Origin of the sequence: Streptomyces sp. NPDC050528, from assembly GCF_044457795.1 — a bacterium.
In the GTDB taxonomy this organism is placed as follows: Bacteria; Actinomycetota; Actinomycetes; order Streptomycetales; family Streptomycetaceae; genus Streptomyces.
Window position 1 is genome coordinate 673189 of sequence record NZ_JBITHH010000002.1, and the last position, 13191, is coordinate 686379.

General features: G+C 69.0%; 11 protein-coding genes. 6 read left to right on the forward strand and 5 right to left on the reverse strand.

Features of this window, described 5'->3' with window-relative positions; genetic code table 11:
• The first annotated feature begins 183 nt into the window (after positions 1–183).
• The 3 genes from ACIBK4_RS10350 (at position 184) to ACIBK4_RS10360 (ending at position 4781) form a co-directional block, all read left to right on the forward strand.
• Positions 184–2097 (forward strand): protease pro-enzyme activation domain-containing protein, encoded by a 1914-nt coding sequence (locus ACIBK4_RS10350; protein ID WP_398994004.1) that lies wholly within the window; start codon positions 184–186, stop codon positions 2095–2097.
• 98 nt (positions 2098–2195) lie between these two features.
• On the forward strand, positions 2196–4232 hold the full coding sequence (locus tag ACIBK4_RS10355; protein WP_398994006.1) for an NAD(+) synthase: 2037 nt from the start codon (positions 2196–2198) through the stop codon (positions 4230–4232).
• A gap of 78 nt (positions 4233–4310) precedes the next feature.
• Positions 4311–4781, forward strand: coding sequence for an NUDIX domain-containing protein (locus ACIBK4_RS10360; RefSeq protein WP_398994008.1), 471 nt, complete (start codon positions 4311–4313; stop codon positions 4779–4781).
• Here the strand turns inward: ACIBK4_RS10360 and ACIBK4_RS10365 are convergent.
• The 5 genes from ACIBK4_RS10365 to ACIBK4_RS10385 all read right to left on the reverse strand — a co-directional run bounded on the left by ACIBK4_RS10365 (position 4769) and on the right by ACIBK4_RS10385 (position 9955).
• Positions 4769–5002 (reverse strand): hypothetical protein, encoded by a 234-nt coding sequence (locus ACIBK4_RS10365; protein WP_398994010.1) that lies wholly within the window; start codon positions 5000–5002, stop codon positions 4769–4771. The two genes, ACIBK4_RS10360 and ACIBK4_RS10365, sit on opposite strands and share 13 nt — an antisense overlap.
• An 82-nt stretch (positions 5003–5084) precedes the next feature.
• On the reverse strand, positions 5085–6299 hold the full coding sequence (locus ACIBK4_RS10370) for an MFS transporter (protein WP_398994012.1): 1215 nt from the start codon (positions 6297–6299) through the stop codon (positions 5085–5087).
• Between the two features lie 100 nt (positions 6300–6399).
• Positions 6400–7452: an endonuclease/exonuclease/phosphatase family protein gene (locus ACIBK4_RS10375; RefSeq protein ID WP_398994014.1), complete on the reverse strand. Its 1053-nt coding sequence runs from the start codon at positions 7450–7452 to the stop codon at positions 6400–6402.
• Between the two features lie 196 nt (positions 7453–7648).
• Positions 7649–8311: a TetR/AcrR family transcriptional regulator gene (locus tag ACIBK4_RS10380; protein ID WP_398994016.1), complete on the reverse strand. Its 663-nt coding sequence runs from the start codon at positions 8309–8311 to the stop codon at positions 7649–7651.
• Positions 8312–8365: 54 nt separating this feature from the next.
• Entirely contained in the window at positions 8366–9955 is a 1590-nt protein-coding gene (locus tag ACIBK4_RS10385) for an MFS transporter (protein WP_398994018.1), read from the reverse strand.
• A 190-nt stretch (positions 9956–10145) separates the two neighbouring features.
• On the opposite strand from ACIBK4_RS10385, the gene panB reads away from it, so the two are divergent.
• The 3 genes from panB to ACIBK4_RS10400 all read left to right on the forward strand — a co-directional run bounded on the left by panB (position 10146) and on the right by ACIBK4_RS10400 (position 13153).
• On the forward strand, positions 10146–11021 hold the full coding sequence (gene panB, locus ACIBK4_RS10390) for a 3-methyl-2-oxobutanoate hydroxymethyltransferase (protein ID WP_398994020.1): 876 nt from the start codon (positions 10146–10148) through the stop codon (positions 11019–11021).
• A 291-nt stretch (positions 11022–11312) separates the two neighbouring features.
• The gene (locus tag ACIBK4_RS10395; protein WP_398994022.1) at positions 11313–12332 is read left to right on the forward strand and encodes an ATP-binding cassette domain-containing protein; all 1020 of its coding nucleotides are present in this window, start codon (positions 11313–11315) and stop codon (positions 12330–12332) included.
• The gene (locus ACIBK4_RS10400; protein ID WP_398994024.1) at positions 12329–13153 is read left to right on the forward strand and encodes an ABC transporter permease; all 825 of its coding nucleotides are present in this window, start codon (positions 12329–12331) and stop codon (positions 13151–13153) included. The genes ACIBK4_RS10395 and ACIBK4_RS10400 overlap by 4 nt, the downstream gene beginning before the upstream one ends.
• The last annotated feature ends 38 nt before the right edge of the window (positions 13154–13191 follow it).

Below are 13191 nucleotides of genomic sequence, written 5' to 3' on the forward strand. Positions count from 1 at the left end.
GACTTTCGCGTTCCCCTGGCATGAACGGTTCATCGAAAGAGTGGCCCCCACGTGTGATCCATCCACGGACCTCCCCGCCGCAGGTTCGTGCGGATCGACGACGACCAACCACTCCATGCGCTGAACCGCATAGCAGGGGGTTTTATGAGATCCAATCGCGCCACCAGGCGCGCCGGTGTGAGCATGGCAGCGACACTGCCCATGATCGCCGGAGCGCTGGCGCTCGGCATACCCGCGGCGCACGCCGCGGACAGCCCGGGCCGGGACGCGCTCGCGGGCACCAAGCCGGCGTGGGCGACGGCCAAGGCGGACAAGGGAGCGACCTCCGACAGCTCCAAGGTCTCCGCCCGGGTCTACCTCGCCGGCCGGAACGCCTCCGGTCTCGCGGCGTACGCCAAGTCCGTCTCGGACCCGAGTTCGGCCCTGTACGGCAAGTACCTGAGCGCCGCTCAGGTGCAGCAGCGCTTCGGCGCCACGACGGCCCAGGTGACGGCCGTCAAGTCCTGGCTGAAGTCCGCCGGGCTGAAGGTCACCGGCACCACGCAGCACTACGTCACGGTCTCCGGTGACGTGGCCGCGGTCGAGAAGGCGTTCAGCACCTCGCTGCACAACTACTCGAAGGGCTCGAAGACCTACCGCGCCCCGTCGAAGACGGCCTCCGCGCCGGACAGCCTCAACGGTGCCGTCCTGACCGTCACCGGTCTCGACAACGCGCCGCACACGGCGAGCCACGACGACACGCTGCCGGGTCCGGGGGCGGCGTTCAAGAACGCGGGGCCGTTCTCCTCGTACTACGGCTCGAACACGGCGACCACCCTGCCGTCGGCGTACGGCAAGAAGATCCCGTACGCGATCGAGGGCTACACCGGCAAGCAGCTGCGTGCCGCCTACGGTGCGGGCAAGTACACGGGCAAGGGCGTGCGCGTCGCCATCACCGACGCCTACGCCTCTCCGACGATCGCCTTCGACGCGGCCACCTACGCGAAGAACCACGGCGACCAGAAGTACAGCACCAGCCAGCTCAAGCAGGTGCTCCCCTCGGACTACACGCAGACCGAGGCCTGTGACGCGTCCGGCTGGTACGGCGAGGAGACCCTCGACGTCGAGGCCGTGCACGCGGTGGCGCCGGACGCGAACATCACGTACGTGGGTGCCGCGTCCTGCTTCGACGACGATCTGCTCGACTCGCTGAGCAAGGTCGTCGACAACCACCTGGCCGACATCGTCTCCAACTCGTGGGGCGACATCGAGGCCAACCAGACCCCGGACCTCGCGGCCGCCTACGACCAGGTGTTCCAGCTGGGCGCGGTCGAGGGCATCGGCTTCTACTTCTCCTCCGGTGACAACGGCGACGAGGTCGCCAACACCGGTACGAAGCAGGTCGACACCCCGGCCAACTCGGCGTGGGTGACGGCGGTCGGCGGTACCTCGCTGGCGGTCGGCAAGGGCGACAAGTACCTGTGGGAGACCGGCTGGGGCACCGAGAAGGCCGCGCTGTCCACGGACGGCAAGAGCTGGACCAGCTTCCCCGGCGCCTTCACCTCGGGCGCGGGCGGCGGCACCAGCAAGACGGTGGCCGAGCCCTTCTACCAGAAGGGTGTCGTCCCGGACGCGCTCGCCAAGGCCAACAGCGCCACCGGCAACCGCGTCGTCCCGGACATCTCGGCGATCGCCGACCCGAACACCGGTTTCAAGGTCGGCCAGACGCAGACCTTCCCCGACGGTTCGGTGCAGTACAGCGAGTACCGGATCGGCGGCACCTCGCTCGCCTCCCCGGTGATCGCGGCGGTCCAGGCCCTGGCCCAGGAGGCGCGCGGCGGCAAGGCGATCGGTTTCGCCAACCCGTCGATCTACGCCAAGTACGGCACGAAGGCCTACCACGACGTGACCGACAACCCGACGGGCTCCGGCCTGGCGGTGGCGCGCGTGGACTTCGCCAACAGCGTCGACGCCACCGACGGCCTGCTGACCTCGGTCCGCAGCCTCGGCAAGGACAGCTCGCTGTCCGCGGTGAAGGGCTACGACGACGTCACCGGCGTGGGCACGCCCGCGGACGGCTACGTCTCGTCGTTCAGCCGCTCGCAGGGTCACCACTGATCCGGTAAGCGGTAACGAGTCACCTGTCGATGGGGTGGCGTGGGGGTACGACACCCCGCGCCACCCCATCGCGTCGCTCTGACGATTACACTGACCGGGTGCCTCCACTGAACTTCTGGTCGATCTATCAGCACGGCTTCGCCCGCGTCGCCGCCTGCACGGGCCACACCGTGATCGCGGACCCGCACGCCAACGCCGAAGCGGTCCTGCGCCACGCCCGCCGCTGCGACGAGGAGGGCGTGGCCGTCGCCGTCTTCGCGGAGATGGGCCTGTGCGGCTACTCCATCGAGGACCTCCTCCTCCAGGACGTCCTCCTGGACCAGGTCGAGGAGGCGCTGCGGGAGGTGGTGACGGGGTCGGCGGACCTGCTGCCGGTCCTGGTCGTCGGCGCCCCGCTGCGCCACCGCAACCGGATCTACAACTGCGCGGTACTCGTCCACCGGGGCCGGATCCTGGGCGTCGTACCGAAGTCGTATCCCCCGAACTACCGCGAGTTCTACGAGCGCCGCCAGATCGCCGACGGCGCGGACGAGCGCGGCGGTTCGATCCGCATCGGCGAGGAATCGGTCCCCTTCGGCGTGGACCTGCTGTTCGCGGCGCAGGACGTCCCCTCCCTCGTGCTGCACGCGGAGATCTGCGAGGACATGTGGGTGCCGGTGCCGCCCAGCGCGGAAGCGGCTCTCGCGGGCGCGACGGTCCTGGTCAACCTCTCCGGCAGCCCGATCACGGTGGGCCGCGCCGAGGACCGCAAACTCCTCTGCCGCTCGGCGTCCGCCCGCTGCCTCGCCGCGTATGTCTACGCGGCGGCCGGCCTCGGCGAGTCGACGACCGACCTGTCCTGGGACGGCCAGGCGATGATCTACGAGAACGGCGCACTGCTGGCCGAGACGGAACGGTTCCCGCTGGGCGACGAGTACGCGGTGGCCGACGTCGACCTGGACCTGTTGCGGCAGGAACGGCAGCGGATGGGCACGTTCGACGACAACCGCCGTACGCACAAGGCGAGGACGGCCGACTTCCGCACGGTGTCCTTCGAACTCGCCCCGCCGCTCACGGACTTGGGCCTGCGCCGCCGCCTGGAACGCTTCCCCTTCGTGCCGGCCGACGCGGAACGCCTCGCGCAGGACTGCTATGAGGCGTACAACATCCAGGTCGAGGGGTTGCAGCAGCGGCTCGCGGCGATCGGCGGCCCGAAGGTGGTCATCGGGGTGTCCGGCGGCCTGGACTCCACACACGCACTGATCGTCGCCGCGCGCGCGATGGACCGCGCGGGGCGGCCGCGCAGCGACATCCTGGCGTGGACGCTGCCGGGCTTCGCGACCAGCGATCACACGAAGGACAACGCGCACGCGTTGATGCGGGCGATCGGCGTGACGGCGGCGGAGCTGGACATCACGCCGACGGCGAGGCTGATGCTGAAGGAGATGGGCCACCCGTTCGCGTCCGGCGAGCCGGTGTACGACATCACCTTCGAGAACGTACAGGCGGGCCTGCGCACGGACTACTTGTTCCGCCTGGCGAACCAGCGCAACGGCATCGTGCTCGGCACCGGTGACTTGTCCGAGCTGGCGCTCGGCTGGTCCACGTACGGCGTCGGCGACCAGATGAGCCACTACAACGTCAACTCGGGCGTCCCCAAAACCCTGATCCAGCACCTGATCCGCTGGGTCGTCAGCAGCGACCAGTTCGACGAGGAGACCGGCAAGATCCTCACCGCGATCCTCGACACGGAGATCAGTCCGGAGTTGGTACCGGGCGAGGAGATGCAGTCCACGGAGTCGAAGATCGGGCCGTACGCACTGCACGACTTCACGCTGTTCCACGTGCTGCGGTACGGGTTCCGGCCGTCGAAGATCGCGTTCCTGGCGTGGCATGCGTGGCATGAGGTGGGGGCGGGGGCGTGGCCGCCGGGGTTCCCTGAGGCGAAGCGGGTGGCGTACGAACTGCCGGAGATCCGGCGGTGGTTGGAGGTCTTCTGCCGGCGCTTCTTCGGGTTCGCGCAGTTCAAGCGGTCGGCTATGCCCAATGGGCCGAAGGTTTCGGCGGGGGGTTCGCTTTCGCCTCGGGGGGATTGGCGGGCGCCGTCCGATGGGTCGGCTACGGCTTGGCTGGCTGAACTGGCGCGGTTCGACTAGGACTTGCTCTTCGACGGGGACGGTGGCTTGGTGCGGTGCGGGCACCAGCGCCCCGCCGAGGGCGGCAGGGAAGCGACCATGGCACGGACCGAGTACTACGACGACCCGGCGGCACCGGAGCCGAACAGCTTGGTGGTCGCCGCGTCCGCCGTGGTCACCGACGACAAAGGGTGCGTTCTCCTTCAGCGCCGCCGGGACAACGACCTCTGGGCGCTCCCCGGTGGTGGCATGGAGATGACCGACTCGCTCCCGGGAACGGCAGTCCGCGAGGTGAAGGAGGAGACGGGGCTGGACGTGGAGATCACCGGGCTCGTGGGCACGTACACCGACCCTCGCCATGTCATCGCCTACTCGGACGGTGAGGTGCGCAGACAGTTCAACGTCTGCTTCACCGCTCGGGCCGTCGGCGGTCGGCTGGAAATGTCGGACGAGTCCAGTGAGTTGCGGTTCGTCCAGCCGGACGAGATCGGTCAACTACCCATGCACCACACGCAGCGGCTCCGGATCCGGCACTTCCTGGAGCGGCGAGATCGGCCTTATCTCGGCTGAGCCGGGTCGGGCGGCTCCTTCGTGCCGGGGTTCCGGGACCGATTGACGCCGCTGCATGTTGCAAGCCTCCTCCACGCGATGCCGGCGACCATCCACTGAGGTACTTCCCTGTCCAGGACCACTACCTCGCCGCCGGCGGCGACGGCGTCACGTGCCGCCTCGCAGGCGCTCGTCTGGTCGGTGAGCATCGCGGCGATGTCGGAGGGGCTTGGCTGCTCCATGCGGCGACTTGGCGAACCTCTCAACCGACCGTGACAGGTGGGCAGATGGGCCGGTGGGCCCATGGGCCCGTGGGTGAACGGATCAGTGCTGCAAGGCCTCGGCCTCGTGAGGTACGTGAGTTGCGACCACACGTTCCCGCCCCGGTACCGCCCGCCGCCGGTCCACGGTCGCCGCCGTAGCGGCAACTCCCAACCCCAGGACCGCCAGCACCGCCCCGGCCACCGCAGGCGACGTAGCCCCAAATCCCGCCGCCAGCGCCAGGCCGCCGATCCAAGCGCCGCCGGCATTCGCCAAGTTGAAGGCTGCCTGGTTGGCCGACGACGCCAGCGACGGGCCCGCTGACGCCTTTTCCATGACCATCAGTTGGAGCGGGGAGCCCGTTACGAACGCCGCCGTGCCCAGGAGGACGACCGCCAGGGCCGCCGTCCACTCCGTTGTCATCAGGAGGGGGAACAGGGCCAGGATCGCGGCCAGGGAGATCAGGCCGCCGAAGAGCGTGCCGCGCATCGAGTGGTCCGCCAGGCGGCCGCCCAGGAGGTTGCCTGCTGTCGCGCCTACGCCGAACAGGGCCAGCAGCAGCGTCACGCTGCCCTCCGCGAAGCCCGCCGCGTCCGTCAGCATCGGGGTGATGTAGCTGTACGCCGAGAAGAGCGCGCCGAAGCCCGCCACCGTCGTGCCGAGGGCCAGCCAGACCGGGACGGACCGGAGAGCTGCCAACTCGCCGCGCAGGCCGACCCTCGGCGCCTGTGCGTGGTCGTGCGGGATCAGCAGCGCCAGCGACGCTATCGCCGCCACGCCGATCACGCTCACGCCGAGGAACGTGGCCCGCCAGCCCAGGTGTTGGCCCATCAGCGTGGCCGCCGGTACGCCCACGATGTTGGCGACCGTGAGGCCCAGGAACATCAACGACACCGAGCGGGCCTTGCGTTCGGGCGCGACCATGGTCGTAGCGACTACCGCCCCTACGCCGAAGAACGCGCCGTGCGGCAGGCCGCTCAGGAAGCGGGCCGCGAGGAGGTAGTCGTAGTTCGCGGCGAAGGCCGAGAGGGCGTTGCCCGCCACGAACAGGGCCATCAGGCCGATCAGGACCGTCCGGCGGGACATCCTCGAAGTCACCGCTGCCAGGAGCGGGGCGCCGATGACCACGCCCAGCGCGTACGCCGAGACCAGGTGGCCCGCCGTGGGGATGGAGACGTGCAGGTCGTCCGCGACCTCGGGCAGGAGGCCCATGATCACGAATTCGGTGGTGCCGATACCAAAAGCGCCGACGGCCAGAGCGAGCAGGGCCAGGGGCATGGGAGGTGCCTGTGCCTTTCAAAGGGAGAGCGGAGTTCCGTACTGACGAGCTTAAGTTCAGTTACGGAACAAAGACTCCCAGGCCCCCTATTCCACGAGGTTAAGAGCTCGTGTCGAGGTTCACACGGGCCGCGATCGGGAGGTGGTCGCTGCCCGTCTTCGGGAGCGTCCACGAGGTCACTGGTTCGACTCCCTGGACCATGATCTGGTCGATCCTCGCCATCGGGAACGACGCCGGCCAGCTGAAGCCGAAGCCGCTGCCCGCCGCGCCCTGCGTGGAGCGCATCTGGGAGGTGACGGCGTTCAGGGAGCGGTCGTTCATCGTGCCGTTCAGGTCGCCGAGGAGGATCTTGCGCTTGAGCGGCTCGGCGGCGATGGCCTCACCCAGCGCGTCCGCGCTCGTGTCGCGCTGCCGGGCGGTGAACCCGGCCTCCAGCTTCACCCGCACCGAGGGGAGGTGGGCGACGTAGACCGCGATCCGTCCCTCGGGGGTGGTGACGGTGGCGCGCATCGCGCGCGTCCAGCCCAGCTTTATGTCGACGGCCTTCACCGCGCTCATCGGGTACTTGCTCCACAGGCCGACCGTGCCCTCGACCGAGTGGTACTTGTAGGTGGAGGAGAGGGCCTTCTCGTATGTCGGGACCGCCGACGCCGTCAGTTCCTCCAGGGCGACGACGTCCGCGCCGGACGCGGCCACGTCTCGGGCCGTGCCGGACGGGTCGGGGTTGTCGGCGTTGACGTTGTGCGTGGCCACCGTCAGGTCGCCGCCGGTGCCGGTCTTGTCGCTGAGGAGCAGGCCGCCGAAGAGGTTCAGCCAGACGACCGTCGGCAGGACGATCGCGATCAGCGCGGTGGCCGACCTGCGGACCAGGGCGAGGACCAGGAGGACCGGGATCGCGAGTCCGAACCACGGCAGGAACGTCTCCGTGAGGCTGCCGAGGTTGCCGATCCGGTTCGGGATGCGTGAGTGCAGGAACATCACGAGGGCCAGGAGGACGGCGAGCGCCGCGAGGACCAGGCCCCGGCGCCAGATCCTCGGGTCGCCGCGCCAGCCGCCGGTCAGTCTGTTCCACAGGCGCCGAAGCCGGGATCCGCGCGGCTCGTCCCCCGAGCCGCCGTCGTCCGTCTCCGTCACATACGCCTGCTGTGCCATACCGTCGCCTCACTACCTGCCGTGCACACCATCGTCCCCGCGCCTACGACCCTAGGGGATGATCGGTTCCGATCCGCCGTCCCATGACGGCCGTACGGGCACGAGGACGAACAAGTCGGCGTCCGAAGTTCCGAACACGCGGGGCCGCAGCGCCTTCTGTGACGGAACGCGCACATTCGGGCGCGCCGACCGTCGCCTAGGAACTGACGGGCCGTAGGGCCACGAGCACGGTGTCCACGAGGAGTTCCGACAGGCCCTCGGGGAGGTCCGCGTCGAAGCGCATGACGGTACGCAGGAGCATCGGGCCGACCAGCATGTCGTTCATCAGCTCGGGGTCGAGGTCGGTGCGGAGTTCGCCGTTCTCCTGGGCCCGGCGCAGGAGCTCGACCTGCTTGCGGCGGCGGGGTTCCACGACGGTCGCGTGGTAGGCGGTCCACACCTTCGGGGTGCTCTTCATCTGCGCGTACACGTTGTGCAGAAGCGCCGACGAACGGGTCATCAGGCCGCGCTGGCGCAGTTGTTCCATCATGGCGACGAGGTCGTCGCGCAGGGAGGTGCCGGGCAGTTCGGGGTCCTGCGGCTCGGCCTCGCGGACGACGTCGACGAACAGTTCCTCCTTGCCCGGCCAGCGGCGGTAGATGGTGGCCTTGCCGACTCCGGCGGTACGGGCGATGCGCTCGATGGAGAGTTCGGCCAGCGGCACGCCGTCCTCCAGGAGCTTCATCACGCCCTCCGTGATGGCCCGTTCGACGGCCTCGCTGCGCGGGCGCCCCCTGGTGGGCGCGCACGGCCGGGTCCCGCTGCCGGTGCCCTTGTCGGTACCGGTGCCGGTGGCGGTGCCGTTGTCGGCAAGGCTCACTTCACTCCGTCCCTTCCGCTGTCCCCCCGTTCCCGTCCTGGGTGATTGTCGTCGCTATTCCCCTACGACGGCCAACTCCGGCTCTTCCTTGCCCTCTTGGGGCACCGGAGGCTTCCCGGGCAGGAAGGCGAAGGCCACTGCGGCACCGATGACCGCGACGCCCGCGCCGCACAGGGCGGTGACGTGCATGGCGTGCAGGAAGGCGTCGTTGGCCGGGGTGATCAGGGCCTTGCCCTGCGGGCCGAGCTTCGCGGCGACTCCGAGGGTGGCCTCGATGGACTCGCCGGCGGTGTCGCGGAGGGCGGCGGGCACATTGCCGAGCTTGCCCTCGATGCCGTTGCGGTACGCCGTGGACAGCACCGAGCCGAGGACGGCGATACCGAGGGCGCCGCCGACCTGGCGGAAGGTGTTGCTCAGCGCGGACGCGGAGCCCGCCTTCTCGCGCGGCAGGGCCTGCATGATGACGACGCTGGTCGGGGTCATGACGTGGGCCATGCCCGCGCCCATGAGGAAGAAGATGACCTCCAGGATCCAGATCGGCGTGTCCGCCTTCAGGGTCGCGAAGGCGGCGAGCATCCCGGCGAGCAGGACGAGGCCGACACCGGTCGTGATCCTGTTGCCGAACCGGTTGACGACCAGCCGGGCGCGCGGCGCGAAGATCATCTGCGCGGCGGCCAGCGGCAGCATCAACAGGCCGGTCTGCAACGGCGAGTAGCCGCGCACGCTCTGGGTGTAGAAGACCGAGAAGAAGGTCACGCCCATCAGCGCGAAGAAGACCAGCGCGATGGCGGCGATCGCGGCCGAGAACACCTTGTTCTTGAAGTACGTGACGTCGATCGACGGGTGGTCGCTGCGCTTCTCGAACCACACGAACCCGGCGAGCACGAGCACACCGGCGATGATCGTCGACAGCACCTTGGGCGCCGTGAAGTCGGCCAGCTCGCCGCCCTCGATGATGCCGTAGACCAGCAGGACGAGGCCTACGACGGACAGGACGACGCCGACCGGGTCGAGGCGGCCGGGCCTGGGGTCGCGGGAGTCGGGGACCAGCCAGATCATCAGGGCGAGGGCGATCAGCACGATGGGCACGTTGATCAGGAAGACCGAGCCCCACCAGAAGTGGTCGAGGAGCACGCCGCCGGTGATCGGGCCGATCGCGATGGCGAGGCCGACGCCGCCGGCCCAGATGCCGATGGCCTTGGGCTGCTCGTCGCGCTCGAAGACGTTCATGAGGACGGCGAGGGTGGCGGGCATCACGAACGCGGCGCCGAGGGCCATCAGGGCGCGGTAGCCGATGAGTTGGTCCGGTGAGCCGGACTCGGCGGCGAGCGCGGAGCCGATGCCGAACACGAGGAGGCCGCCGAGCAGGACCTTCTTGCGGCCGATCCGGTCGCCGAGGAGGCCCGCGGTGAACAGCAGGCCCGCGAAGACGAGGGTGTAGGCGTTGATCGCCCACTCCAGCTCGCTCTGTGTCGCGCCCAGGCCGGTCGGGGCCGGGGTGGAGATGGTCTTGATGGCGACGTTGAGGATCGAGTTGTCGAGCACCACGATCAGCAGGCTCAGCATCAGCACGCCGAGGATGGCCCAGCGGCGGCGGTGCACCGCTTCGGGTATCCGGGTACCGGGGACGGGTGGAGTGGTCATGCGGTCCAGACTAGGGAGTCCCGGACCAATTCCGATACGAGACCGTGCCGTATCGTAAATATTTTACTCAGACCTTACGTCAGCCGACGTGACGGGGGTCCCTCTGGCCCTCCGTGGCACGAGGTGCCACCATGGAGGGGATCTGGGGACGCCGTCAGGGTGCCTCAAGATGACTGAAGGAGCCGTTGCAATGACGCAGCTTTCGGCTGCCCAGGCTGGCAAGAACAGCTCCTCCGACGGCAGCAAGGCGCTGTACGGAGGCAAGGGCACACGTCGTATCACCGTCCGCGACATCGGCCTCGCCAAGGAGCGCGGCGAGAAGTGGCCCATGCTCACCGCCTACGACGCGATGACCGCGTCCGTCTTCGACGAGGCCGGGATTCCGGTCATGCTCGTCGGGGACTCGGCGGGGAACTGCCATCTCGGGTACGAGTCGACCGTGCCCGTCACCCTCGACGAGATGGCCATGCTGTCCGCGGCCGTCGTACGGGGCACGAGCCGGGCCCTGATCGTCGCGGACCTGCCGTTCGGGTCCTACCAGGAGGGGCCGGTGCAGGCGCTGCGCTCGGCTACCCGGCTGGTCAAGGAGGCCGGCGTCGGTGCCGTGAAGCTGGAGGGCGGTGAGCGGTCCCATGAGCAGATCCGGTTGCTGGTCGAGTCCGGGATTCCGGTGATGGCGCACATCGGGCTCACTCCGCAGTCCGTGAACGCGATGGGGTATCGGGTGCAGGGGCGGGGCGAGGAGGCGGCTCAGCAGTTGCTGCGGGACGCGAAGTCCGTGCAGGACGCCGGGGCGTTCGCGGTGGTGCTTGAGCTGGTGCCGGCGGAGTTGGCGGCTGAGGTTACTCGGGTGCTGCACATTCCTACGGTGGGGATCGGGGCCGGGGTCGAGACCGACGCCCAAGTCCTGGTGTGGACCGACATGTTGGGGCTTACGGGCGGTCGGATGCCGAAGTTCGTGAAGCAGTACGCCGATCTGCGTGCGGTCATGGGTAACGCTGCGAAGGCGTTTGCGGAGGATGTTGTCGGCGGAACGTTCCCGCTGGAGGAGCACTCGGTGCACTGACGTCCGCGAGTCACAGAGCCACTGCGGCACCATGGCAGCCCGCCGAACTTCCCCCGTCGGCGGGCTGCCCCTTTTGTTGCCTGCCGCCCGTCCCTGGGGGCTCCGCCCCCAGACCCCCATCGGCCCTGAAGGGGCCTCGTCCTCAAACGCCGGACGGGCTGGAGATTGCCGGCCTGTGTTTCAAGGTGCCGGACCGGCTGGATGTAGCCGGTCGGCGCTTTGTAGGTGGCTGTCGGTGGCTGTCGGTGGGATGTAGGCGTTCTGTCGGTCGGGACTGGCACTGTCATCGGCATGACGCGAATCGACAAGAATTCCGGCGGCACGGCCGTGTCCGTGCGGGGGCTGGTCAAGCATTACGGCGAGACCAAGGCGCTGGACGGCGTCGACCTGGACGTCCGGGAGGGCACCGTGATGGGTGTGCTCGGGCCGAACGGTGCCGGTAAGACCACCCTCGTGCGGATCCTGTCCACGCTGCTCGCCCCTACCGCCGGCGAAGCCAGCGTCGCCGGCTACGACGTCCTGCGCCAGCCTCGCCAGCTGCGCCGGGTGATAGGCCTCACCGGCCAGTACGCCTCCGTGGACGAGAAGCTCCCGGGGTGGGAGAACCTGTACATGATCGGGCGCTTGCTCGATCTTTCCCGCAAGGACTCCCGGGCCCGGGCCGATGAACTGCTGGAGCGGTTCTCGCTGACGGATGCCGCCAAGCGGCCCGCCAGTACCTACTCCGGCGGTATGCGGCGGCGGCTCGACCTGGCCGCCTCGATGATCGGGCATCCTCAGGTGCTGTTCCTGGACGAGCCGACCACCGGGCTCGACCCGCGCACCCGCAACGAGGTGTGGACCGAGGTGAAGTCCATGGTCGGCGGGGGTGTGACCGTGCTGCTCACCACCCAGTACATGGAAGAAGCCGAGGCACTCGCCTCCGAGCTGACCGTCGTCGATCACGGCAAGGTCGTGGCGCAGGGTGCCATTGACGAGTTGAAGGCCAGGGTCGGGGGGCGGGCGTTGCGGATTCGGCCTGCCGATGCTCTGCAACTCCGGCCGCTGGCACGGGCGTTGGACGAGCTCGGCATCACCGGGCTCGCCACCGTCACCGTCGACGTGGAGAGCGGCACCGTGCTGGTGCCGATCCTCAGTGACGAGCAACTGACCGCCGTGGTGGGCGCGGTGAGCGCCCGTGGTCTCACCATCGCCTCCATCACCACCGAACTGCCCAGCCTGGACGAGGTGTTCCTGTCCCTCACCGGACACCGCGCCAGCGCCCCGCAGGACTCCGTGCCCACCCACGACCGCGAGGAGGTCGCCGTATGAGCGCCGTCACCGTGAACCCCGCCGGCGTTTCGGCGGCGGACCCCCGTATTCCGCTGCGCAACCATCTGCGTCACACCGGCGCGCTGATCCGCCGCAATCTGCTGTGGATCCGGCAGGACCCGGAGTCGATGTTCGACGCCATCCTGTTCCCGGTCATCTTCACGCTGCTGTTCGTGTACGTCTTCGGCGGCTCGATCGGGCAGTCGCTCGGCGGCGGGCAGGAGGCGTACGTGCAGTACGTCGTGCCCGGGCTGCTCGCCATGATGGGCATGAACATGGCCCAGGGGGTGGGCACCGGCTTCAACACCGACTTCCACACCGGGGTCATGGACCGGTTCCGGTCGCTGCCCATCGGGCGCGCTTCGGTGCTGATCGCCAAGATCTCGGTCGAGATGATGCGGATGCTGGTCGCGTCCGCCGTGCTGATGGTCGTCGGTGTCCTCGTCGGCTTCCACATCCACCACTGGCTCGGCATGTTCGCCGCGATCGGACTGTCCGCGGTGTTCGGCTCGGCCCTGATGTGGGTGTTCCTCACCCTCGGCGTGACCATGAAGAGCGCGCAGTCCGTGCAGGCCATGGGCTTCCTGGTGCTGATGCCGCTGCAGTTCGGCTCGTCGATCTTCGCGCCGACCCAGTCGATGCCGGGCTGGCTGCAGAACTTCACCGACTACAACCCGCTCTCCGCCCTGGCGGACGCGGCCCGCGGGCTGATGGTGGGCGGCCCGGTCGCCCACGGCACGCTGCTGACGCTGGCCTGGTCGGTGGGGCTCACCGCGGTGATGGCGCCGATCTCGATCTACAAGTTCCGCACCAAGACCTGACCGGGCGGGACCGGTACGCACCACAGTCGCGTCCCACC